Annotated in this window: 22 protein-coding genes; 18 read left to right on the forward strand and 4 right to left on the reverse strand. The window is 37.7% G+C overall.

Going from position 1 to position 24,046, the window contains the following annotated elements; genetic code table 11:
- Window positions 1-77: 77 nt before the first annotated feature.
- The 18 genes from MHB51_RS13920 to MHB51_RS14005 all read left to right on the forward strand — a co-directional run bounded on the left by MHB51_RS13920 (window position 78) and on the right by MHB51_RS14005 (window position 17,699).
- Entirely contained in the window at window positions 78-395 is a 318-nt protein-coding gene (locus MHB51_RS13920; RefSeq protein WP_066169278.1) for a PadR family transcriptional regulator, read from the forward strand.
- A gap of 2 nt (window positions 396-397) precedes the next feature.
- Complete coding sequence (locus tag MHB51_RS13925) at window positions 398-1,432, forward strand: DUF4097 family beta strand repeat-containing protein (protein ID WP_342558408.1); 1,035 nt, start codon at window positions 398-400, stop codon at window positions 1,430-1,432.
- A gap of 94 nt (window positions 1,433-1,526) precedes the next feature.
- Entirely contained in the window at window positions 1,527-2,174 is a 648-nt protein-coding gene (locus MHB51_RS13930) for a nuclease-related domain-containing protein (RefSeq protein ID WP_342471766.1), read from the forward strand.
- Between the two features lie 576 nt (window positions 2,175-2,750).
- Window positions 2,751-3,323 carry an SCO family protein gene (locus tag MHB51_RS13935; protein WP_342471767.1) on the forward strand — a complete coding sequence of 191 codons (573 nt, stop codon included), beginning with the start codon at window positions 2,751-2,753 and terminating at the stop codon, window positions 3,321-3,323.
- 4 nt (window positions 3,324-3,327) lie between these two features.
- The gene (locus MHB51_RS13940) at window positions 3,328-3,663 is read left to right on the forward strand and encodes a hypothetical protein (protein WP_201261947.1); all 336 of its coding nucleotides are present in this window, start codon (window positions 3,328-3,330) and stop codon (window positions 3,661-3,663) included.
- 158 nt (window positions 3,664-3,821) lie between these two features.
- Window positions 3,822-4,655: a putative RNA methyltransferase gene (locus MHB51_RS13945; protein ID WP_066169270.1), complete on the forward strand. Its 834-nt coding sequence runs from the start codon at window positions 3,822-3,824 to the stop codon at window positions 4,653-4,655.
- 17 nt (window positions 4,656-4,672) lie between these two features.
- On the forward strand, window positions 4,673-5,554 hold the full coding sequence (locus MHB51_RS13950) for an NAD-dependent epimerase/dehydratase family protein (RefSeq protein WP_066169268.1): 882 nt from the start codon (window positions 4,673-4,675) through the stop codon (window positions 5,552-5,554).
- A 61-nt stretch (window positions 5,555-5,615) separates the two neighbouring features.
- Complete coding sequence (locus tag MHB51_RS13955) at window positions 5,616-6,206, forward strand: lysophospholipid acyltransferase family protein (protein WP_066169265.1); 591 nt, start codon at window positions 5,616-5,618, stop codon at window positions 6,204-6,206.
- Window positions 6,207-6,221: 15 nt separating this feature from the next.
- Window positions 6,222-6,686 carry a low molecular weight protein-tyrosine-phosphatase gene (locus tag MHB51_RS13960; protein ID WP_342558409.1) on the forward strand — a complete coding sequence of 155 codons (465 nt, stop codon included), beginning with the start codon at window positions 6,222-6,224 and terminating at the stop codon, window positions 6,684-6,686.
- A 205-nt stretch (window positions 6,687-6,891) separates the two neighbouring features.
- Window positions 6,892-7,749, forward strand: coding sequence for a neutral zinc metallopeptidase (locus tag MHB51_RS13965; RefSeq protein ID WP_066169261.1), 858 nt, complete (start codon window positions 6,892-6,894; stop codon window positions 7,747-7,749).
- Window positions 7,750-7,864: 115 nt separating this feature from the next.
- Entirely contained in the window at window positions 7,865-8,584 is a 720-nt protein-coding gene (locus MHB51_RS13970; RefSeq protein ID WP_066169260.1) for a YebC/PmpR family DNA-binding transcriptional regulator, read from the forward strand.
- A 229-nt stretch (window positions 8,585-8,813) separates the two neighbouring features.
- The gene (locus MHB51_RS13975; RefSeq protein ID WP_066169258.1) at window positions 8,814-10,568 is read left to right on the forward strand and encodes a methyl-accepting chemotaxis protein; all 1,755 of its coding nucleotides are present in this window, start codon (window positions 8,814-8,816) and stop codon (window positions 10,566-10,568) included.
- Between the two features lie 606 nt (window positions 10,569-11,174).
- Window positions 11,175-12,917: a methyl-accepting chemotaxis protein gene (locus tag MHB51_RS13980; protein WP_342558410.1), complete on the forward strand. Its 1,743-nt coding sequence runs from the start codon at window positions 11,175-11,177 to the stop codon at window positions 12,915-12,917.
- 254 nt (window positions 12,918-13,171) lie between these two features.
- Window positions 13,172-14,872, forward strand: a complete 1,701-nt coding sequence (locus MHB51_RS13985) for a M3 family oligoendopeptidase (protein ID WP_066169256.1) — start codon at window positions 13,172-13,174, stop codon at window positions 14,870-14,872.
- Between the two features lie 425 nt (window positions 14,873-15,297).
- Window positions 15,298-16,377 (forward strand): AI-2E family transporter, encoded by a 1,080-nt coding sequence (locus MHB51_RS13990; protein ID WP_066169254.1) that lies wholly within the window; start codon window positions 15,298-15,300, stop codon window positions 16,375-16,377.
- Window positions 16,378-16,410: 33 nt separating this feature from the next.
- Window positions 16,411-16,872, forward strand: coding sequence for a hypothetical protein (locus MHB51_RS13995; protein ID WP_066169251.1), 462 nt, complete (start codon window positions 16,411-16,413; stop codon window positions 16,870-16,872).
- Window positions 16,873-16,885: 13 nt separating this feature from the next.
- Window positions 16,886-17,080, forward strand: coding sequence for a hypothetical protein (locus MHB51_RS14000; protein WP_066169249.1), 195 nt, complete (start codon window positions 16,886-16,888; stop codon window positions 17,078-17,080).
- Window positions 17,081-17,096: 16 nt separating this feature from the next.
- Window positions 17,097-17,699 (forward strand): alpha/beta hydrolase, encoded by a 603-nt coding sequence (locus MHB51_RS14005; RefSeq protein ID WP_342558411.1) that lies wholly within the window; start codon window positions 17,097-17,099, stop codon window positions 17,697-17,699.
- Between the two features lie 199 nt (window positions 17,700-17,898).
- On the opposite strand, the gene MHB51_RS14010 is transcribed toward MHB51_RS14005, so the two are convergent.
- From MHB51_RS14010 to MHB51_RS14025, 4 genes are all read right to left on the reverse strand, one after another.
- Window positions 17,899-20,010, reverse strand: coding sequence for an MMPL family transporter (locus tag MHB51_RS14010; RefSeq protein ID WP_342558412.1), 2,112 nt, complete (start codon window positions 20,008-20,010; stop codon window positions 17,899-17,901).
- A gap of 244 nt (window positions 20,011-20,254) precedes the next feature.
- Window positions 20,255-21,271, reverse strand: a complete 1,017-nt coding sequence (locus MHB51_RS14015; RefSeq protein WP_066169241.1) for an inorganic phosphate transporter — start codon at window positions 21,269-21,271, stop codon at window positions 20,255-20,257.
- An 18-nt stretch (window positions 21,272-21,289) separates the two neighbouring features.
- Window positions 21,290-21,910, reverse strand: a complete 621-nt coding sequence (locus MHB51_RS14020) for a DUF47 domain-containing protein (RefSeq protein ID WP_066169239.1) — start codon at window positions 21,908-21,910, stop codon at window positions 21,290-21,292.
- A 698-nt stretch (window positions 21,911-22,608) separates the two neighbouring features.
- Window positions 22,609-23,769 carry an SAM-dependent methyltransferase gene (locus MHB51_RS14025; protein ID WP_342471774.1) on the reverse strand — a complete coding sequence of 387 codons (1,161 nt, stop codon included), beginning with the start codon at window positions 23,767-23,769 and terminating at the stop codon, window positions 22,609-22,611.
- Between the last annotated feature and the right edge of the window lie 277 nt (window positions 23,770-24,046).

Genomic DNA, 24,046 nt, shown 5'->3' on the forward strand with positions numbered 1-24,046 from the left:
TTTAAATTAGTACCTTGCATTGAATAATAGTAAATGCTATACTACTAATTAATAAATAATAGTGGAGGGGGAGCGAAGTGAATCCACAGTTTAAAAAGGGTGTACTGAATTTATGTGTGCTTGCATTGTTGGAAAAGCGTGATATGTATGGCTATGAGCTTGTACAAGCGATTTCTAGCAAAATCGATATTTCTGAAGGAGCGGTTTATCCGTTACTTCGCAGGCTAACTGCGGAAGGTTATTTTACAACGTATATGATGGAATCGACAGAAGGACCTGCGAGAAAGTATTATCAGTTAACTAGTGCAGGGAAGGAACAGCTAGACACACAAAAGTTGGAGTGGCAACAATTTTATCAGGCGGTAAACGATTTAGTAAATAAGGGGGAACAATAATAATGGAACAACAATTTTTGAGCCAGCTAGAGCAAGCGTTAGCAAAGTTAAATAATAATGAGCGTCAAGATATCATTCGGGATTTCAAGGAATATTTTGCAAGCGGTCAGGCAGAAGGAAAAGCAATCGAGGAAATGATTGACTCATTAGGTGATATAAATGAATTAGCCGAGGAAATATTGAAGGCTTATTCTGAGCAGGAGTTTGTACAAACAGCGAATGTTGTGAAGGAGGAGGCGTTTGATCATATTAAAATTGATAGTGAGCTTGCCTCTATACAGCTATTACCGTCTCCGACGGGTAGATTTTATACGGAAGTGAAAAGTAAAGGTGAGCAATATACAACGGATGTAGAAATTGTTAATAACACATTAACCGTAAAAATTGAACGGGCTGAAAGTACATTTAAAATTTTTGGCTTGAAAATTAATTTTAACTTTAATACAGAAAGCGCAGCTACTGCAATGATTTATGTACCAGAAAAGCTGTATCAAAGCATCGTGATTAAAAATGAAATTGGTGGCTCTGTTATAGAAAGGCTACAGGCTAAAGAAATTAAATGTCATACAACTGTCGGCAAGGCAATGTTGAAAAATGTTTTAGCTGGGGAGTTAAATGTAAAGTCGAGTGTTGGCAAAGCAGAGCTTCAATCTGTTCACGCAACGACAGCTATTGTAAAAAGTGAAGCAGGAAAAGTTATTATTGAAAATAGCATTGCAGAAACTTGGAATGTGAAGTCTGAAGCCGGACGTGTAGATTTAATTAATATTCAGGGGGAAATTGATGCGCGCTCTGAGGCTGGCAAAATTAATATGGATGTCGAAAGCATCACGAAGCCGCTAAAGCTAAAAACAAGCGTAGGTAGAATAGATGTTTTAACAAAGAATGCGATTGATAACGCTACAGTTGAAGCAAAATCAGAGCTCGGTAAGATTTCTGTTTATGGCGAAAGTGGCAAGCGTATTGTTTATGGTACAGGGGAAAATCTTGTTAAATTAAAAACGGAGCTAGGCAGCATTACGATTGCACAAAAATAATTGGCTGCTATAGTTCGAATGGTGCGTAGTCAAGTAGTTGTAAGTTTGTTACAATGACAGTAATAGACGATTGATACATGGGGTGACACGCTAAATGTTTTGGATGCTACTATTTGGTTTTTTATTAATTAGTTTAGTCATGATTGTTATTTATAAATATGATGATTCTTTGTTTAGTAAAGCGACATCATATTCTATTTTCGAAGTATTAAGTAATAGTAGAGTTCGCTCACTATATAAATTGACAGAGGAATTAAAGGCCACACAAGAAAAGTATGATATTTTATTTGATGTTCAGCTAGTTCCAAATGAACAGCCTGTAGATGCCATTATTATGCACTCCACAGGGGTTTATATAGTAAATGTTGAACAGAAAAAAGGTTGGATTGCTGGACGCGAACAGGATATTGAATGGACACAGCTACTATATAAGGGAAAAAAGGAATCTTTCCCAAATCCAATCCATCTAACGCAGCGCTATACTTATCAATTACGTGATTTGCTGCCGACTATACAGGCAGATGCATATAAGACAATCGTTATTTTTACAAATGAGTGCTCCTTCCAAAAAATTGAGTTGCACTCTACAAAAGTAGATGTATTGAAGACAAAAGATTTAAAAGGCTGGATTGCTCAATTCCGAGGACAAGAGGAGCTAATCTCTCCAGAAAATATACAGGCAGCATATGATGTATTGAAGGATAGAAGGACTGCCACGCATTTAGCAATAGAAACAGCTTGAAAAAATCCGGATGTAATTACACCGAGGCGTAATTGATTATAGGAGTCAAGGCTATCTGAAAAGGAACACCTTTTCGGATAGCCTTTTTTATTTCAAAAGTGTCAAAAATGTTTATAAAATGTGTTATATGTGTGTTATATGATAGAAGAAAAAGTGAAATAAGGCTAGCTCACATTGACATCTCGATTGGCAATGACCAATACTTATGATGATGTTAGCCACCTTGATTTACCAGATTTTTAAAGAATAAAAAGGTATAAATTTTTGACATTTCAACAGCGTCAAGACTAAACGTGGGCCTCGCTTTCCTCACATTGTGAAAGCAAAATGACTAAAGACGACAGATATAGAATAACGCCAATTTCTATACGAATGCTTAATTAGTGTTTGACTTCTTTCGGAAGGCGACAGGACACAGGCTGACAAAGAAGGACTCAGCCTAAGCACATCGCGTCTTGCGGCGAATGTCACAGGTCATGACGGTTTTAGGAGGTTAACTTCCACCTATTAGCTCAAAGAAATTTAAACACACTTACGCCGAGGTGTAACTTATTTGAATGAAAGGTAGTGAAAATATTGCCAAAAAAATTATTAGTTTCAGTATTTCTATTAACTATTTTATTGCTAGGCTGTAGTCAGCAAGTGAAAAATCCGCTTAATTGGGAGTTAAAAGAGTTTATATTCACAAATCAAGAAAATCAGGAGTTTGGATTAGCGGATTTAAAAGGCAAGATATGGGTAGCCGATTTTGTGTTTACAAATTGTGCGACAGTTTGCCTCCCGATGATGGCGAATATGACTGAGCTACAAGAAAAACTTCATGAGGAGAACTTGGATGTAGAATTAGTGTCTTTTAGTGTTGACCCAGAAATAGACACGCCAGAAGTTTTAAAAGAATATGCTTTAAGCTATGGTGCAGATTTAACTAGCTGGAGCTTATTAACAGGTTATTCACAAGAAACAATCGAACAGTTTGCATTAGAAAACTTTAAAACGATTGCTAGAAAGCCTGCTGATGACACACAAGTAATACATGGCACATCTTTTTATTTGATTAATGAAGATGGCATCGTTATTAAGGATTACAATGGGCTTAATGTGCCGTATGAAGAAATGATTAAAGATATAAAATTGCTATTTAAGGAGTGAGTTTATGCGATTGAAAAAAAGTAGAGGAGTAGCCATGCTTACTGCTTTAATTATTGTTGTTATTTTAATAAGTTTCATTATACCTAGAGAAACTCTTCCATCTGCACATACTAGAGTTATTTTAGAGCATACGATTAAAACATATATTGCACCTCAATGCTTTGAGGATGCCAATGCGACAAATTTTCTTGAAGAATCCACATTAGGAGAAGCGAAAAAATTAAACTATGCATCTCACTCGGCTTGTACTGATGAAGCGTTACAGGGCGAAAAAGATAGACTAATGGTTAGTTTACTAAAGGAAATTGGCTTGCTAAAGACAAAATGGGATAGTTGGTAATGCTCAACGCGACTAGCTGATAAGATTTTGCTTAAAAGTATGAAACAAAATAGTCGTTTGCAAAAAATAGCTGAATTTGGCTTTTGGAAAGAAGCAAATCGACCTTCTTTTCAAAACAATTTCCTGTACAATAGAGAAAAAGATTGCAGGAGAAGATGATGAAACAATTATCAAAAAAGGAAGCAAGTATTTATTATATAAAGCAATATATTAGCATATTTGCATGTCCATTTTGTCAGATGGAAATGCAACTAAATGATACGGGAACTATGAGTTGTGTGAATAAACATTCATTTGATATGGCAAAGCAGGGCTATATGAATTTTATGACAAAACCAGTAGTATCAATGTATAGCAAAGAATTATTTGAAGCGCGTCAGCAGGTGATTGCGAGCGGTCTTTATGACCCGCTACAGCAGGCAATTGCAGATTTACTAACTGGTGAGCAACGGATTTTAGATACAGGCTGTGGTGAAGGCTCGCACTTAGCACGAATTTGTACACAGTTACCGAATGCACTTGGTGTTGGTATCGATATTGCGAAGGAAGGTATTTTAGCTGCTGCGAAATTTTATAGCGAAAAAATATGGTGTGTCGGTGATTTGGCAAATAGTCCATTTCAGTCAGAAAGCTTTACGACAATTTTAAATATTTTGTCACCAGCTAATTATGAGGAATTTAAACGCCTGCTTAACCCAAATGGCAAAGTAATTAAAGTCGTGCCACAGACAGATTATTTAAAAGAGATACGCGTCCAAGCATTTGCTGATTCTGAAAAAGAAAGCTACTCTAATGCACAGACAGTCGAACGATTTAAAGAAAGCTTTGCTAAAGTAAATGTGCAGCGTATTACTTACACAGTGCCATTAGCAACAGAGCTTGCACCAAAGCTATTGCAAATGACACCTATGGGTTGGCATATTGAAAATATAGCGGCAGTGGAGTTGCCACAAATTACGATAGATGTGGATATTTTAGTTGGGGAAGTATAACAAGGGGGGAGTATTGTATGAAAAATATTTTAGTATTAGGTGGAACGCGATTTTTCGGTCGTAAATTAGTTGAGCTTTTAATAGCTGAAGGACATCAAGTGACAATTATAACGCGAGGAAATTCAAGTAACCCATTTGGGGACAAGGTGGAGCATGTCATTGTCGATCGAACAAAAGAGCCTGATTTACAGTCATTTATGGAAAATCGCATGTTTGATATTGTATACGATAATATTTGCTACTCTCCAAATGAGGCGAAGGCTTTTTGTGATATATTTAACGGGAAAATTGGGAAGCTTGTTTTCACATCAACTCTATCAACATATGAAATTGATGGCAATGTCAAAGTTGAGCATGACTTTGACCCATATAATTATACGATTCGTATGGGGGATTCGGCAGATTTCACTTATGGAGAGGGCAAGCGTCAAGCCGAGGCTGTATTTTTTAAATATGCTGAATTTCCAATTGTAGCAGTGCGTTTTCCAATTGTTATGGGTGTCGATGATTATACGGAGCGATTACACTTTCATGTGAAGCGGGTAGCGCAAGAAGAACCGATTGGCTTTGTTAATATGGATGCTGAAATGTCCTTTATTCAAGCGGATGAGGCAGCAAGATTTTTATTATGGGCTGGGCAAGCGACTATAGAAGGGCCTTTTAATGCGACGGCAACGGGGGCTGTGACGTTACAGGCATTAATGACCTTAGTCGAGCGGGTTACAGGCAAACGGGCAAAAATCGCACTTTTGGGTGATGATGAAATACGTTCGCCGTATGCTGTCCCTAAATCATGGTATATGAAAAATGATAAAGCAGCAGCGGCAGGCTTTCAGTTTTCAAAACTTGATAGCTGGCTAGAAAATTTAGTACAGGACATCGCAAAACAATACACTTAATTGAAAGTACGCCTCTTTTTTATTAAAATAAAAGTATTAAAAAATAAGGTAGGGCAATGATGTGTATAAATTAGCAGCGAATATTTGTAAGGTAATTTTGAAAATAAATGGTGCAAAGGCGAAGGTTTACGATGCAGGGAATTTACCTAAGGACGGGGGCTTTGTCATTGCGTGTACGCATACCGGTTATATTGATATTATTAATTTAGGTGTATCCGTGTATCCTCGCGAAATTCATTTTATGGCGAAAAAGCAGTTGTTTGAAATGAAAGGGCTTGGTTGGTTAATTGACAAATTAAATGCTTTTCCAGTGGACCGAGATAATCCAGGACCAAGTGTTATTAAAATTCCACGACAGCTTATTAAGGAAGGCAAAGTTGTCGGGATTTTCCCAAGCGGCACGCGTTCTACGGAAAATAATGATTTAAAGCAGGGGGCAGTAACGATTGCCCAGCTAGCGAAGACGCAAATTGTACCAGCTGCTTATATCGGTCCACGTAATGTAGGTGAGGTATTGAAACGCCAAAAGGGCTATTTAATTTATGGTAAGCCTTTTACAGTAGAGAGCGGTAAAGAAGCTCGCGATGAGGCGACGAAGTTTTTAGAGCAGGAGTTTCAGCGTCTAACAGAAGAATTACAAGCAAAAATATAGGGTGGTGCTCAGTGGGTGCGGATATTATTTGTATGCTTAGGCAATATTTGTAGGTCACCTATGGCAGAGGCTGTTATGCGCGATTTACTGATGAAGCGTGGTTTAAGTGAGCAAATTACAGTGGATTCAGCAGGTACAAGTAATTGGCATGTCGGTGAACCGCCACATAAGGGAACACAGGCAAAGTTAGCTGAATATGGTATTGCAACAACAGGGATGCAATGTCGCCAACTAAAAATTGGTGACTTTGCGGATTTTGATTATATTGTTGGAATGGATATAAGCAATGTGGACAATATTCGTAAAATGCTTAAACAGCCAAATGATGCAAAGATTTTCCGTTTCTTAGATTTAACTGCACATCAAAAAGATGTACCAGACCCGTGGTATACAGGCGATTTTCAAGAAACATATAATCTTTGCTTAGAGGGCTGTGAGGCATTGTTGGAGAAGGTTTTAGCAGATATGCAGAAGAGCTAGTAGCCAAAATATAAGTCGATTTACACTGAAGGTTTTGGTGTGAATCGGCTTTTTTTCCAGTGTACTCTTATTGGCATCAGCTATTTTGTTGTTATTTATAAATCTATTTTCAAATGACACGATAAAATGAGTATCTTATTATCGTTATAATTCTTTAAAAAAGGGTACAAATAGAGCAAAGGATATGTCGGAGGAGGGATAAATTATGGATGTTAAAGGAAGGCGGAAAAGCAGCAATGTTGAGGACCGCCGGGGGATGAGTGCTGGAAAAGTTGGCGGTGGCCTAGGTGGTGTTGGAATTATTATTGTCATTATTTATACATTGATTAGTGGTGGAGATGCTGGTGATGTATTAAACACTGTAACGAAAAGCATTACACAAAACGGACAAATGACAGAGGAATACACACCAAGTCGTGAGGAGGAGGAGCTGGCAGAATTTGTAGCAGTTGTGCTTGCAGATACCGAGGATGTATGGGCGCAAATTTTTGCAAGCAATGACATGACTTATAAAAATCCAACACTCGTGTTATTTACGGATAGCGTTAGCTCGGGCTGTGGTTTGCAAAGCGCTGCAGTCGGACCATTTTACTGTCCAGCTGACTATAAACTGTATATCGACTTAAGCTTCTATAGTGAATTGAAAAATCGTTTTAAAGCACCCGGAGATTTTGCGATGGCATATGTGATTGCACATGAGGTAGGTCACCATGTACAAACGTTATTAGGCTATTCCCAAAAAGTACATTCATTAAATGGCAAAGTTTCAAATGCAGAATACAATGAGCAGGTGAAGCGCCTTGAATTACAGGCTGATTATTTAGCGGGTGTGTGGGCGCATCATGTGCAAAACAAAGGCTACTTAGAAGAAGGCGATTTTGCAGAGGCATTAACCGCCGCAAATGCTATAGGAGATGACACATTGCAAATGCAGGCACGTGGTTATGTGGTGCCAGAAAGCTTCACACATGGTACGAGCGAGCAACGTATGCGCTGGTTTACGAATGGCTATAAAAATGGTACATTGCAGGGCGGAGACACATTTAATGCAACAAATTTATAGCATAATATGAAACGCAGTATTTTAAATTTCTTTACTTATTATGTATAATAAATAAGTTAAAACATTATTTCGTTTCATAAATGAATTTAGATATGATTGAAAGAGAGTGAATCTGATGGGGCGTAAATGGAATAATATTAAGGATAAAAAAGCAGGGAAGGACGCAGCGAATAGCCGTATTTATGCGAAATTTGGTCGTGAAATTTATGTTGCGGCAAAATCTGGCGAACCAAATCCAGAATCTAATCGTGCATTAAAAACGGTTTTAGAGCGTGCAAAAACGTATTCTGTACCGAAGCATATTATTGAAAAGGCAATTGAAAAAGCAAAGGGCGGCGGAGATGAGCAATTTGATGAGTTACGCTATGAAGGGTTCGGCGTAGGTGGCACAATGGTCATTGTTGACGCTTTAACGAACAACGTCAATCGCACTGCTTCTGAGGTGCGTGCGGCATTTGGGAAAAATAGTGGTAATATGGGTGTAAGTGGCTCAGCGGCGCATATGTTCCAAAGCACAGCCGTATTTGGTGTTGAAGGCAAAACAGAGGACGAAATACTAGAAATTCTAATGGAAGCAGACTTGGATGCACGTGATATTATGGATGAGGAAGGGACGATTATCGTTTACACAGAACCAGACCAATTCCATGCGACGCAAGAAGCGTTAAAAGCAGCAGGTATCGAAGAATTTGCTGTGGCAGAATTGACGATGCTTCCAATGACAGAAGTAGCATTAACAGGCGACGATTTAGTAAAATTCGAAAAAATGATTGATGCTCTTGAAGATTTAGAGGATGTGCAACGCGTCTACCACAACGCTGATTTAGGTGAATAGAAAATAAGCGTCTTATAGCTTTACTGTGGCATCTTTTTGTTAGCAAAGCTTTTTAACGGATATGTGATATAGAGATTAAGGCTGTCAAGAAAGTAATTACTTTTTTGGCGGTCTTTTTCATTGCCTTATTGTGAAAGGTTGAAATGCAAGTTTTTTTTGCTATTGTGAAATTTGTCGAAATAAGCCACAATATTGATTAACTATAAAAAAATATGAAAGGAGACTACTTATGAAACGAACAAATAGATTAGCGAGCCGAATTATAGCAATTATTATTGCAGTATTTATTGTGCTAATTGTCTCTAATATTTTTATGATGAGCTACAACACGAAGAAATCTGTAAAGGCAACATTAGGAGAACATAGTGTGACAGTAGCACAAAATATGGCTCAATATATGGATGTTGAAGGCTATAAGCAACTAGCGAATTCACCGCAAGAAAATGAATTATATTGGAGATTACGTGAGCAATTAAATGATTTGCGTGAAAAGAACGGCGTATTATATGCATATACATTTGCTGCACCTACAAATGGAAAAGAAGGTAATGGCGTCTTTTTAGTGGATGGCATGCCGGCGGATGACCATGAAAATGCAGCTACTATTAGCAGTGAATCAAGTGCGACATCCAATGCAGATCTTTTGCGAGCTTTGGAAGATGGTTACTATTATACAGATGTAATCGAAAGCGAGTTTGGGCAATTTATTTCCGGAACAATTCCCGTAAAAGATGCAAATGGTGAGGTAGCTTTTTATTTAGGAATAGATATAGATGCAGATTATGTTGATGTAGTAAGTAGTCTAATTTCAAAAGAAATTATACCGACTGTTGTTATTATATTTAGCCTTATTTCCATTTTAGGCTTAGCTATACTTTATTACTATATTAATAGCGCATTGCGCCCTTTAAAATCCTTAAAGGAATCAGCAACGTATTTAGCAGAAGGCAATATTAAAGATGCTAACGAAGTAGTATCTCATATCAATATGTCAAATGGCAATGAAATCTCGCTATTTGCAAGAGATTTCACAGATGCACTGGGACAGCTTTCAGCAACATTTGAAACAATTCATTCGAAAACAAATAGTTTAGAGCAGGTCGTTGAAGATATTAATGCGACAGCTCATCATGTAAGTGAGTCGAATAACACAATTGCTGCAAGTGTCACACAAATTGCAGAAGGCAGTGGAAAGCAACAAATTAGCAATGATGAGGTTATGCAGGCGATGAGTGAAATGGCAATCGGCATTCAAAGATTAGCTGATACAACGAGCGATATTGCAGAATCCTCAAGTGATATGACAGAGCTTGTTGAAAAGAGTACGACAAATTCAAAGCAAGTGGTGCAGCAAATTCATAATGTAGAGTCTTCAGTTGTAAGGACGTCAGAGCAAGTACGCGAAATGGGAGCACGATTCCATTCAATAGAAGAAATGGTAACTGTTATTACAAGCATTGCCGATCAAACTAATTTACTTGCATTAAATGCGGCAATTGAAGCAGCAAGAGCAGGAGAGGCAGGTAAAGGCTTTGCTGTTGTTGCAGATGAGGTACGTAAATTAGCAGAGATGTCGCGAACTTCCGCGGACGATATTCACCATCATTTACAAAGCTTTTTAGAAATTGCAGAGCGTGCTTTAAGTGAAATGGCTGTAAGTACGGAAGAGGTAAAAGAGGGAAGTTTAGCAGTTACAGCTATCGGTGAAAACCTAGAAAGTATTTTACAATCTGTTCTGAGAGTAAATAACAATATTCAGGAAAACTCTGCGGTTATAGAGCAAATGTCGGCAAGTTCTGAGGAGATATTAGCATCTGCTGAAGATATGAACCAACTTGTCACTAATACAACGACGCAAACACAGGAAGTGGCACAATCAATCGATATCCAAGTAGATATGGTTGAAAAATTAAGCGAGGTAGTAGAACAGCTCGATACTACTTCAAAAGACGTTATCACAGAAATAGAGAAATTTAAATTATAAAATTGGTTAACTTCTTTCAGCGATGTTTACTGCGGTGAGTAACCGTAGGAGCAAAATCTTTTTGTAGCAACAGCTACAGAAGACTCATGCTAATAAAAAGGAACCCGGTCTAAAAAACATCGCATCCTGCGATAATGACTAAGTAACCAACATCGTGTTGGACAAACTTACAGCGGATGTCACAGATATTGGAGGGGCCGTGTGATGCAGGTCAGTTAACCGTTGGCTCGTGACATGACGATTTTAGGTTAATTTCTATCAAATGGTTCGAAAAAATCTAGACACAATTACAATGAGGGGTAATTGATAAAATCATTTTAGGACATAAAATGAATAATGAGTAAGGGAGGTGTTCATATTTTGGACAACCTCCCTTTCTTTTAAATTAATCATCACCAGTCCTATACCTTCGTGTAATAAGTAGGGACTATTCAGAAGTACAATATTTTCTTGTTAACAATACTTGTTGTAATGAATATAAGTTAAGAAGCCTTTGTCTTTAGAGTTGCTCACCTCTTTATTCGAATCAAATATTTGTTATTGTGAAATTTTCACTTTATGTAATAATTATATATTATTAGGGAGAAAGACAGGGGGATGGTTAAAATGATACGCTTTTTGCAATCGATACAGGGAAAATTATTAATATTTTCTTTCTTAATTTTTTTTATCCCAAGCTTAATTATTAGCATTGTAAGCTACTCGACAGCAAAGCAGGGGATGGACGAAGTAGGAAAGACAGTTATTAAAAACAGCGTAGAAACATCATTAGAATTAATTGCAATTGCTGAGACTGAAGTTCAAAACGGAATGGTTACATTAGAGGAGGCACAGGAACTTGTTAAATCGCAGTTAATTGGTGCCCTAAATGCGGAAGGACAGCGTCCAATAACTTATCCAGCAGACTTGGGTGAAAATGGCTATATTTATATTCTAGACCATGATGGAACAGTATTAGGTCATCCTACTCGCGAGGGAGATAATTTATGGGATAGTCAGGATAGCTCAGGTCAATATTTTGTTCGTGAAGTAAAAGAAAAGGCATTAGCAGGCGGGGGTTTTACATATTATGATTTTGAGCTACCAGGTCAAACTGTTATTGCACCGAAATTGATTTATTCAAAGCTAGACCCGCATTGGAATTGGATTGTCGCTTCAGGTACATATATGCAAGATTTCAATTCTCCCGTGAGTCATTTAGTGAAAGTAATTATCGTGACACTTATTTTGTCAATTGCAGCAGGTGGGATTGTTGCCACTTTATTCTCACGTCATTTGGCAACTCCATTAGTAAAATTATCACAAAGTGTGAGTCAAGTAGCAGATGGTAATTTAACAGTTACAATAGATAAACTGCAGCGACAAGATGAAATGGGTGTTTTAAATAATGGCTTTAATAATATGGTCGTACATTTAAAAACACTTATTACAGATGTGGAGAATGCCATTTCTGAAATTCAAACGACCTCTAGCAATTTATCCGCTGTTGCGGAAGAAACGACTGCATTAGGTGAAAATATTGTTAACGCAGTAGAAGAGGTTGCAAGTGGAGCCACACAGCAAGCGCTAGATACGGAGCAAACAAATCGTTCGACAGCTGATTTTGCAGCTCAAATTGATGTACTGCATGAAAAAAATGAATTAATTTTAACTTCTTCCGTAGAAATGCGAAAATCGAACGAGCAAGGATTAACTAATTTACAGCATTTACAGCAAAGCTCTGAGGAATCTAATAAGCTTATGACACAAGTGCAAGATGTGTTCAATAATTTAATGCAAAAGCTAGCTGAAATTGAAGGCATTGTTGGCACGATTAATGAAATCTCAGACCAAACAAATTTATTGGCACTGAATGCCTCCATTGAAGCTGCTAGAGCGGGTGAGCATGGCAAAGGTTTTGCGGTAGTGGCAGAGGAGGTGCGCAAGCTAGCAGACCAAACGAACCAGGCGACTAGCTCCGTACGTAATACATTAAGAGGGATTGAAATGGAAACAAATGTTGTGACGCATGAAATGGAGAAAGCATCATTGATTGTACAACAACAGCGTGAATCAGTGGAAACAACACAAAGCTCATTTGAGGCAATTGAAAAAGCGGTTGAGCATATTACAGCTATAATAAACGATATGTCTGCGAGTGTGAATCAATTGAACACTTCTAAAAATGCAATGCTTATTTCGATGGATAGCATTGCCCATATTAGTGAGAAAAACGCAGTTGTTACACAGGATGTAACGGCTTCTGTAGAGGAGCAGCAACGAGCTATAGAGCTTGTGACAAATTCGTCGAATGAGTTAACAGGCGAGATTAATAGTTTACAGGAGGCTATTAATCAATTTAAAGTATAGGTGCCTGGCACGCAAACAATTCTGACAATTTACTACAATTAATATTCTTTCAGAATAGTTGCAAAATTGAAGATGGTAGTAAATAATTAATAGTGAATTTGTTTATCGTGATTTAGTAGTGCGTTGTGTGCGAAGGCGAGGGCGATGGGGGCTCGCAAAATCGTGATAGGTCGTCGGTGGATGTGATAGGAAGAGAGAAAAGATGGAAGCCGAGGGGTAGTGGATTCAAACATAATTTAAAGGTAGGGGACATCATGGGAATAACATTTAAAGATTATGAGTATAAGCGCCCGAATTTAGATGAAATGAAGGTGGCGGTGCGTGCGTTAATTGAGGATTTTAAAAGCGCACAAAATGTGGAAGAACAGAGCGTGGTAATTGAGAAAATTAATGCGTATCGTAATACCTTTTCAACACAGGGGAACTTAGTTTATATTCGTGCATCAATTGACACAAACGATGCATTTTATCAAGCTGAGCGTGATTATTTAGATGAAATAATGCCGCAAGCAGAGGAAATTATTTTTGAGTATTATCAGGAGCTAGTAAAATCGTCGTTTCGTGAACAGCTTGAGGAGAAATGGGGTAAGCAGCTTTTCGCATTAGCGGAAAATCAAATTAAAGGCTTTTCGCCAGAAGTAATTGAATTAATGCAGCAGGAAAATAAACTTGTCTCAGAATATAATAAGCTTGTAGCCTCTGCGCAAATCGAATTTGATGGTAAAACATTGACGCTTGCGCAATTAGGACCGTACGGAGAATCGCTAGATCGTAATGTGCGTAAAGAGGCAAGAGAAGCGAACTTTAACTTCTTTGCACAGCATGGTGATAAGTTCGACGAAATTTATGATAAATTAGTAAAGTTGCGCCATGAAATCGCGACAAAGCTAGGCTATAAAAATTACGTGGAGCTAGGCTATATTAAGATGAATCGCATTGATTATAATGCTGAAATGGTGGAAAAATTCCGTAATCAGGTGCGTGATTTTATCGTACCTGTAGCGACAGAGCTATATAAACGTCAGGCGAAGCGTATCGGTGTTGAAGATTTTAAATATTACGATGAAGGATTAAATTTCTTAACAGGCAATGCAAAGCCACAAGGTTCTCCTGAATGGATTATAGACAATGGTAAGAAAATGTATGAGGAGCTATCAAAGGAAACGGGTGAGTTCTTCAACTTTATGATTGACCGTGAGCTAATGGATTTAGTTGCTAAGACGGGGAAGGAAAGTGGCGGCTATTGCACGTTTATCGACGACTATAATTCACCATTTATTTTCTCGAATTTCAATGGAACATCAGGTGATATTGACGTATTAACACATGAGGCAGGTCATGCCTTCCAAGTATACTCAAGCCGTGATATAGGTATCCCAGAGTATTTATGGCCGACGCATGAATCTTGTGAAATTCATTCTATGAGCATGGAGTTTTTCACTTGGCCGTGGATGGAGTTGTTCTTTAAAGAGCAAACAGATAAATATAAATTTACACATTTGAGTGGCTCGCTAATATTCTTGCCGTATGGTGTGGCAGTAGATGAATTCCAGCACGTTATTTATGAAAATCCAGAAATGACGCCTGCTGAACGTAAGGCAGCATGGAAGAAAATCGAGGAAAAATATTTACCACATCGTGATTTCGATGGCAATGCATACCTAGAGGCGGGTGGCTTCTGGCAACGTCAAGGTCATATTTACTCCGTACCGTTCTATTATATCGACTATACATTGGCACAGATTTGCGCATTCCAGTTCTGGAAGCGTTCACGTGAGGACTTTGACAGTGCATGGAAAGATTATGTACATTTATGTGGTTTAGGTGGCTCACAATCATTCACAAACTTAGTTCGCGAAGCAGGCTTAATTTCGCCATTTGAAGAAGGCTGTGTGGAGTCAGTTATTGATACGATTAAAGACTACTTAAACTCAATCGATGATGCAAAATTGTAACTTCCTTTAGCAATGTTTTTTGCAACGAGTAACCGCAGCAGCCAAATTGTTTTTGTATCGAAAGCGAAGCGACAGGTACAGGAATCTTCTATCTCGATAGGTGGCGAGACGAATGCAAGCATTATAACGATTTCAGCAAGTGTCCAAACACTCACCAACTGCTCGAGCTTTGGTGGGTGTCACAGGACGTGGCGGTTTGAGGTTAACTTCTGTCAAATAACTAGGAGAAATCTAGAAGAAATTATGCCTTGGCATAATTGACATAAAAGAGGTATAGGAAAGCGAATCATTTGCTTTTCTATACCTTTTTGTATTTTAGATGAATTAAGCTACCATATTAATGTGTTTTTTAGCTATCAAAGATTGTATTTTTTTGGTCTATATGCGATTATTGCTAATAGATAGATGATGATTGGGGTGGAAATATGACAAAGAAATTATGGTTTCAATTAGCAATCGGTTTGCTACTATCACTGCTTATTGTGAAGTATTTTATAGAAATTCGTGCTATTTTTAGCCCGTTTATAATTATTTTAAAAACAGTCTTTATTCCTTTGTTGTTGGGGGGCGTCCTTTATTATGTTACAGAGCCGCTACAACGCCTTGTTGAGAAGCGGGGTGTACCGAGATGGGGGAGCTTAATTATTATTGTTGTGCTATTAGTAGCAGGGCTTTCAGGCTTTTTATTGTTAATTGGTACACCAATCTCAAAGCAAGTGAATAATTTAGTTGATAATGCACCGTATATTGGAGAAAAAATCCAAGAAACGACAGACTATGTACTTGCAAATAAAGACCATTGGCCACCACAAGTCGAACAGTTTGTTGATTCCATTTCTAACTCTGTGCAAGATATCGCTGTAAAGGGCAGCAAAATGATTGTAACTGTTGTCAGTGGCGCGGTATCTGCGACATTTACGCTTATTCTTGTGCCGTTTTTCTTTATTTTTATGTTGAAGGACCATGAAAAGTTTGCTCCTCGTCTTTATGGATTATTTACTGGAGAGCGTCGTTCTTGGATTAAGAAGACGTTAGAAGATATCGATTCAGTATTGCGCAGCTATGTACAGGGACAAGTGTTAATTAGCTTTTTACTCGCATTAATGATGTATATTGGCTATTTAATTATTGATTTAGATTACTCGTTACTACTAGCAATATTGGCGTTCTTTATGAATATGATTCCATTCATTGGCCCATGGATTTCACTTATACCAGCACTTATTATTGCGCTTATTCAAAAGCCAATCTTAGTTGTTTGGGTAGCTGTTATTACCCTCGCAGCGCAGCAAATTGAGAGCAATTTGATTACACCTAATATTATGGGGAAATCGCTTGATATCCATCCGTTAACAGTAATTACAATCATCTTGGCGGCAGGAAATATTGCTGGATTTATCGGCATTTTAATTGCTATCCCAACATATGCGGTTATAAAAGTAATTGTAAAAAATATTTATGAAGAGCGCACTAAAATTAAGGATGCGGCAACGAAAACATTATAACATTTCAAAAACTTTTATTAAAAGGAGCATATTATGCTGACATTTGAACAAAAGCAGGCGATTATTGAAACATTCCCTGAGTTAACGAAAAAAGAAATATCATTAAAAAGATTGAATTATCACTTTGAAAATAGCCTGTATGAAAAGACAATCGTTGTTGAAAAATTGCATCCAAACGGCAATGGCTTTGTGTTTGTTGGCGATTTATTACAGTATGAAAAAGAGGCGAATGATAAAGGGCTTGTCAACATTCGTGACTACGGTGAACAAGCATTACGTACTATTATTGCAGCCTCTATCGCCTATTTATCTGAAGATGCAGAGGAAGAGCCGATTGTTGAGCTATGGCGTTCTCGTGAAGGCACACAATTAGAGCTAATTTATGAAAATCGTTCATGGGCTGTGTATCATCAAAATAATTTAGAGGAAGCTTTTGGTACACGCGAGGCGGCAGAGGAGTATTTACGCGAAGAAGGATTTAGACCTTCAAAGTAAGGAGGAGCTATAAATGGATGGAAAGAAATTTGCACTGATGCTTGTCAGCATAATTGTTGGTGCTTCATTACTTGTGGCTATTGTTATGCTATTGTTCTTTAACTTTTATGAGGCGCCGAATCAAGATGGTGAACCAATATCAACAGACGAGTCAAGTTTATTGACGCCAGACAAAGCACCAACTATAATTGTCTTGAATTCGAGATAATGAAAGGGTGGAGAACATGCAGCATATTTTTGAGCATGGCACAAATGGACGTACATTATTATTGCTACATGGTACAGGTGGGACAGAGCAAGATTTAATTGGCTTAGCGAAGGAAATTGATGTGAATGCGAATATATTAAGCGTTCGAGGCAATGTGTTAGAAAACGGCATGCCACGTTTTTTCCGCCGAGTTGCGGAAGGTGTATTTGATATGGAAGATTTATTATTCCGTACAAAGGAATTAAAGGATTTCGTACAGCAGGCATCGGTAGACTATAAATTCGACCAAAATCAAGTCATTGCGATTGGCTATTCAAATGGAGCAAATATTGCAGGGAGCTTATTGTTCCATCACGAAAATGCATTGCGTGCAGCAATTTTACATCATCCAATGGTACCAAATCGCGAGGCAGAAATCCCAAACTTGTCCAATGTAGATGTCTGGATTGGTGCTGGAACGAATGATTTCATGTGTCCGCCACAGGAATCAGAGCAATTACAGCAAATGTTACAGGCGCATGGTGCAAATGTCGAAACTGCATGGTTCAATCATGGTCATCAGCTTACGATGCCAGAGGTACAAGCAGCGAAAGCTTGGTATACAAATATTTTTGAATAAGAAAAAGGTTAGAGGAAGCTGTCCAAAAAGCCGTGCAAAGCCGGCATTTTGGACGCTTTTATTGTTGCTTCGATAATAGCGGTGAAAAGAGAAGCGACTAAAAAACCCGATTCGCTCATAAAGCATGTGAATTCGCTCATAAGTGAGGCAAATTCGCTCATAAAAGAAAGCAATTCGCTCGTAAGCAGACAACTTTCCCCTATTTGCCACGCTTCGTGAATGGCAACCACCAATTCCAGTCCCCGAATAATTTCATTAAGCTTGGTACGAGCATTAAACGAATAATTGTTGCATCAATGGCGATTGCAATCGCTATACCGACACCGATTTGTTTAACAGGCATTACGTCTGTAAAAGCAAAAGCACCTGTAATAACAATCATAATCAATGCTGCGGACGTAATAATTTTGCTTGTCGAGACAAGCCCATCGACAGTTGCTTTCGTGTTATTCGCACCTTTTAAATATTCCTCTTGAATACGTGAAATTAAAAACACCTCATAGTCCATGCTTAGCCCAAACACTAGGCAGAAAACAATTACAGGCATAATGAGCACAACAGTGCCTGCCTCTATTCCGAAATGCCCATATTGGAATATATAAACGATGAGACCGAATGTCGAAGCAAGCCCAATTATATTCATAATAATCGCCTTGACCGGAATTAAAATCGAGCGGAATGCAATCATTAAAATAATGAATGTAGTAATCATAATAATAATTAATGCAAGCCCGATTTTATTAGCTATTTCATCGAAAATTTCTTGATTGAATTTCGGTGCACCAGCCAATGAGAAGGAGACATCTAAATCTTTATTCTTCCATTCACGTACGAAATCTTGTGCTTCAGTTGATGCACCATTTGTATCTAAGTGAACAGCCATATACATTTTATCATCCTGAATAAAATGACTTTGTGCAGCAAGGAGTAGACCTTGACTATTTGGATCAGCGTTAGCTGCTTGCCATATTTCCACAGAATCTATCTGTGTTGCTGTAAACAGCGAATCAACTTGTTTGACAAGCGCTTCCTGCTCTAGCTGCTGTTGAATAGCAAGGATTTTCGTTAAGCCATCTTCATTATCCCAACCATCTTCACGTTCTGCCAGTAAGTAAACGACCGCATCTGCACCGAAATCAAATGCCTCTTCCATTTTGTCAAACGTTGCGCGGGATTCATACGCACTTGGTAAAGACTCCTTAGATGGAATCGTTAAGTCCATGTCTTTCACTGGAATCATTGCAGCACCTAGTAATGCAAATGCGACAACGATAATAAGCACTGGTTTACGCATAACGAAGGCTGCAAATGCTTGCCACTTTGATGTGGCCTGTGTGACGCGTATTAATCGCCATTTATTTAAGCGGTCACCTAGCAAAACAATTGTTGCTGGCAGTAATGTTAAGCCTGAAATAATAGCTAAAAAAACGACAACAGAGCCACCTAATGCGATATTTTGGAAAATTTCTACCTCGATAACGACCATTGCACCTAGCCCAATCATTACGCATAATGCTGAGAAAACGATGGAACGACCAGCTGTTTGAATCGCAATTTGCACAGCTTGTGTGATGCTTTTCGTATGGCGCTCCTCACGGTAACGATTAATAAATAATAGGGCAAAGTCAATGCTTAAAGCGAGCCCAAGCATTGGCACGATATTTAATATGAAGATGGACAAATCAAAGGTACCACTAAATAAGGTTAAAACACCGAATGCTACAATAACTGTTGCGGCTCCTATAATAATAGGGAGGAGCGAGGCAACGACAGTACCAAATGCCAATAAAAGAATGATTAAGGCGATAGGTAAACCGATTGCCTCCGCCTGCATCAAATCTTTTTGGCTAGCCACATTAATATCCTTTGAAATAGCTGGCTCACCTGTAATAGATATGTGATTGTCATATGCTAAAATATCGCGGATTTCATCGACTACTGGAAAATAGTCGCTAACATCATTGCCAAAATGCAACATCGCATAGGCATAATTATCTTTTCGCAATTGCGAAATGCCAATAGGGGAGACAATTTCTTTAATTGTCTCGACTTGTTCTAGCTTCTCGAGTGCTACTGTAATTTCATCATTTGTTTTATTTTCAAATAGGACGAAAATCGTTTTAGCTGGTAAATCGAATGTCTCACTTAATTCCTGCATTGTTCTACTATGGTCATCTTTTACAAAGAAGCCATCGCCCTGTAGTTTACCTGGTAGTTGTAGAGCAAAGTAGCCCATAATGAGGAAAAAGACAATCCAAATGCTAACAATCGCTTTCGCATGTCTAGTAACGAAAATAGAAAATTTCTGCATAATAGAAACCCCTTTCTTACTTAAGAGTTTACAAGGTTTTGAGGTTGAGTACAATTTCTATAAAATAAAAGGTGTGTGAAAAGGCTGAGAGGTTTTAAGGCAATGGAAAATTCACAAGAAAAGCTGTTGAATTTGGTGTTATTATCTTTTGAAACAAGTCGCTTATTTTTACATGGCTATTATTTCATAAAACACGAACAAAACGTCCGAAAAGCAGTGTTTTCGGACGTTTCAATAGTATTCGTTAAAAGAAAAGATTTAGTAGGAAGTAGAAACCTGCTGCCATAATTGCTGAAATCGGCATTGTAATTACCCATGTAATAACAATTTTACGAGCAGTTCCCCATTTTACGTCCTTTACACGTTGCGCAGTACCTACACCCATAATCGCAGATGAAATAACATGCGTTGTTGAAACTGGTAAATGTAGTAGCGTTGCACCAAAAATAACAGTTGCTGATGATAAGTCAGCTGCTGCGCCGTTAATTGGACGAATTTTCATAATTTTACCGCCGACTGTTTTGATGATTTTATAACCACCAACAGAAGTACCTAGACCCATTGCAAGTGCACAGGCAAAACGCACCCAGCCTTGTACCTCATCGTGTGATTGGATGCCTCCAGCGATTAAAGCCATCGTAATAATACCCATTGCCTTTTGAGCATCATTTGTACCGTGGGTAAATGCTTGTAATGCCGCTGTACCAATTTGCATTGTACGGAAGCCTTTGTTCGTTTTATAAAGGTTCATGTTTTTAAAGATTACTTTAAACAATGACATCATTAAAAAACCAACTGCTAACGCAATAAATGGTGAGAATATAAGCGCTTGAATAATTTTAATGAAGCCTTGATAGTTTAAAATATTAAAGCCAGCAGCAGCAATCGCTGCACCAGCGATTGAACCAATTAGCGTATGTGATGAGCTGGATGGAATACCGTAGTACCAAGTTAATAAATTCCAAGTAATCGCTGCACATAATGCTGCTAAAATAACGACAGAACCGATTAAGGGTGCTTCAGGTGTCGATAATGCGAATGGATCGACGATATCGCTTGCAATTGCTTTTGCAACACCAACGAATGTAATCGCTCCAACAAAGTTCATAATGGCAGCCATTAATACCGCAGTACGAGGTGGTAATGCACGTGTCGATACTGAAGTAGCAATGGCGTTTGCTGTATCATGGAAGCCGTTAATAAAGTCAAATGCTAGCGCAAAAATAACGACTAAAATTGTAAGGATTAATATTGTTTCCATTAGTTATTTCTCCTGCTTTTACGCGTTGCGCATAATAATTGTTTCGATAGTATTCGCTACATTTTGGCAGTGGTCTGCAATTTCTTCTAATTGCTCATAAATATCTTTAAATTTAATTAGACGAATTGGATCTTTTTCGTTTAGGAATAACTTTTTAATGGATGAGCGTAATACTTCATCACATTGGCGTTCATAATCCTTTACTAAAATAGCATGTTGACGCATACCAACTAAATCTTTTTTATTTAAAAGCGTCATTGCTTTGACAATTTCATCTGCGCTTTTTACGATATATCCTAAGAAATTGCGCATTGAATCATCAATTTCATTTAATGAGAACATTTCGAAGTGAGCAATACAGCCCTCTGTCCCATCTAAAACATCATCCATACGGATTGCTAATGCTAAAATATCTTCACGCTCAATGGGTGTCATAAATGATTTATTTAACATAACGATTAATTCATGAATTAATTTATCGCCATCTGTTTCGTATTGCTTCATACGAATGCTGATTTCCTTTAAATCTGCCACTGTCTCAATGCGGTAGTCATTTGCATAATGAACTGCTTCTCTCATATTTTCAGCAATTTTATGAAGTGCTGCGAAAAATGGATCTGATTTTCTTGAACTAAACATGGAATGCCTCCTAAGCATATATGAAAATTTTCTCTCCTAATAATAACAAAATCTTAATGAAATCAATATATTTTTATTTTCTATTTACAATTTTTACACTGCTGTAATATTTATTTTGTTCATACTTGAATATATATTCGGAGTCATTAGCAAAAATATGTGCGGGAAATATTGATAGAATAAGGTTTTCGTTCATATTGTATGCAGCAACAACATAGTGTATACAATAAACAAATTTTGATTGTAAAGGTAATGTAAATTGCAATTAAAGCGGAAAATGGTGATTTATATTGCTATTTTACAAATTTTGTTATGTTTAATGGAGGATATTACTGTAACAAATCCCTAATTGCGGTTATAGATTCAAAAATATTAAACCGCAGCTGACGTTACACAAGGATTTTACCAATAATTTGAAAATGATAGTCCGGCTCCTATAATCAATGGCGTCTTAACTAACTCTAGTCTAGTGTCCCAAATAAAGTTGTTCAGTTAGAAGTTATGCATGTGTGCGATAGTCTTCTCATTGTCAGCGGGCGTCTAGGAGCCCGCTGACAATGAGTGTAATACTCACCGCCTATAAAGGTGAGAGACTTCTATATAACGTTATGCTTGGTTCAAAAGAATTTGCTTCTCTAAGGTGGTCAAAATACATTGCCGCCATCCTCATCGCAAAGAGTGCTACTTAAAATGGTTTTTCAGAGAAGTCCTTGTAGTTCATTTTGTAAAAATGGCTTAGCGCTTAAAAATTGGATGAAGTCATCGTATTTAGTCCGGTCGTCAGCACTTGGTTTTTTGCCCGTATAGTAGGCACGAATCAAAATATTTTTTGGTGTGTTTTCCATATCAATAAATTCGAGCAATTGTGCCTCGTAACCAACGAGTGACAATAATTGGGCGCGGATAGAATCAGTTGCCAATGCAGCAAAGCGTTCACGAATTAAGCCATGCTGTGTCATAATTTCTAATGCAGGTGACAGCAATTGGCGATTCAACTCGTGCTGGCAGCAAGGAACACTTAAAATAACTTTTGCTCCCCATTTTACCGCTCGGGCAAGTGCCATATCTGTTGCAATGTCGCAGGCATGTAATGTGACGACCATATCGACAGCTGTTTCATCATTAAAATCTTGAATATCTCCAACTAAAAATTGCAAGTCGGTGTAGCCTAAATCTTGGGCAATTTGATTACATTCTTCAATTACTTCCTTCTTTAAATCAAGACCTGTCACGTGAATATCTAAATTTTTTACTATTTTTAAATAATGATACAGGGCAAATGTTAAATAAGACTTGCCTGAGCCAAAGTCTAATATTCGGATAGTGCGGTCTTTTGGCAAGTAATCAAGCGCATCATCAATAAATTCTACAAAACGATTGATTTGCTTGAACTTATCGTATTTTTGTTTTTTAATTGCACCGTTTTCAGCCTGAACACCAAGACGCACAAGAAATGGATGGATTGTTGTCTCTTCTAATAAATATTGCTTTTGGCGATTATGTGCTAAATTGACCTTCTTATTTTCCTTCGTTTGCTCAGATTTCCATAATACTTTATTTTTCTTTGATAGCTGAATATGCAGTGTTTGGTCAGTAAATTGTGCATGAATTTGGCGAAATTGCTCCAACAACTGTTCAAGCTTTGCTGCAAATAAATCTACAGGTATATTTTCATGCTTCAAAATACGTTCATATTGATATTCAAGCTGAATCGTATAAATACCCTTAAGCTCGATAGGCTTTAGCCGCACTCGCCTTAAATCATTTGACTTTAAACGAGGCTGACTAATAGTTGCGGCTATTAATGATTGATTATTTAAAAGTGTTAAAAATTTTTCTTTCATATCTTGAAATTCCATAACATAACCTTCTTTATTTATAAAATTGACATTAGTGTATCATAATTATTTGTGTGAAAGCTAAAGATAGTGGGTATAACAATAAAGTAAACTTTCAGCTCAGGAGGATTTTCTTCATCCCTCACTTAAAGCACTTTGACCATCCTTGAAGTGTTAAAGTAGGGTTAATACGGAATAAAAGCATTTATATTTTAAATACATCAAAAAGGCAGAGTGGGGGAATTTTCTGAATAAGGAAGTTAAGTAAATCAAACGAAAAACTACTTGTTTTGCTATG

Origin of the sequence: Metasolibacillus sp. FSL K6-0083, from assembly GCF_038630865.1 — a bacterium.
GTDB classification, from domain to species: Bacteria; Bacillota; Bacilli; order Bacillales_A; family Planococcaceae; genus Metasolibacillus; species Metasolibacillus fluoroglycofenilyticus.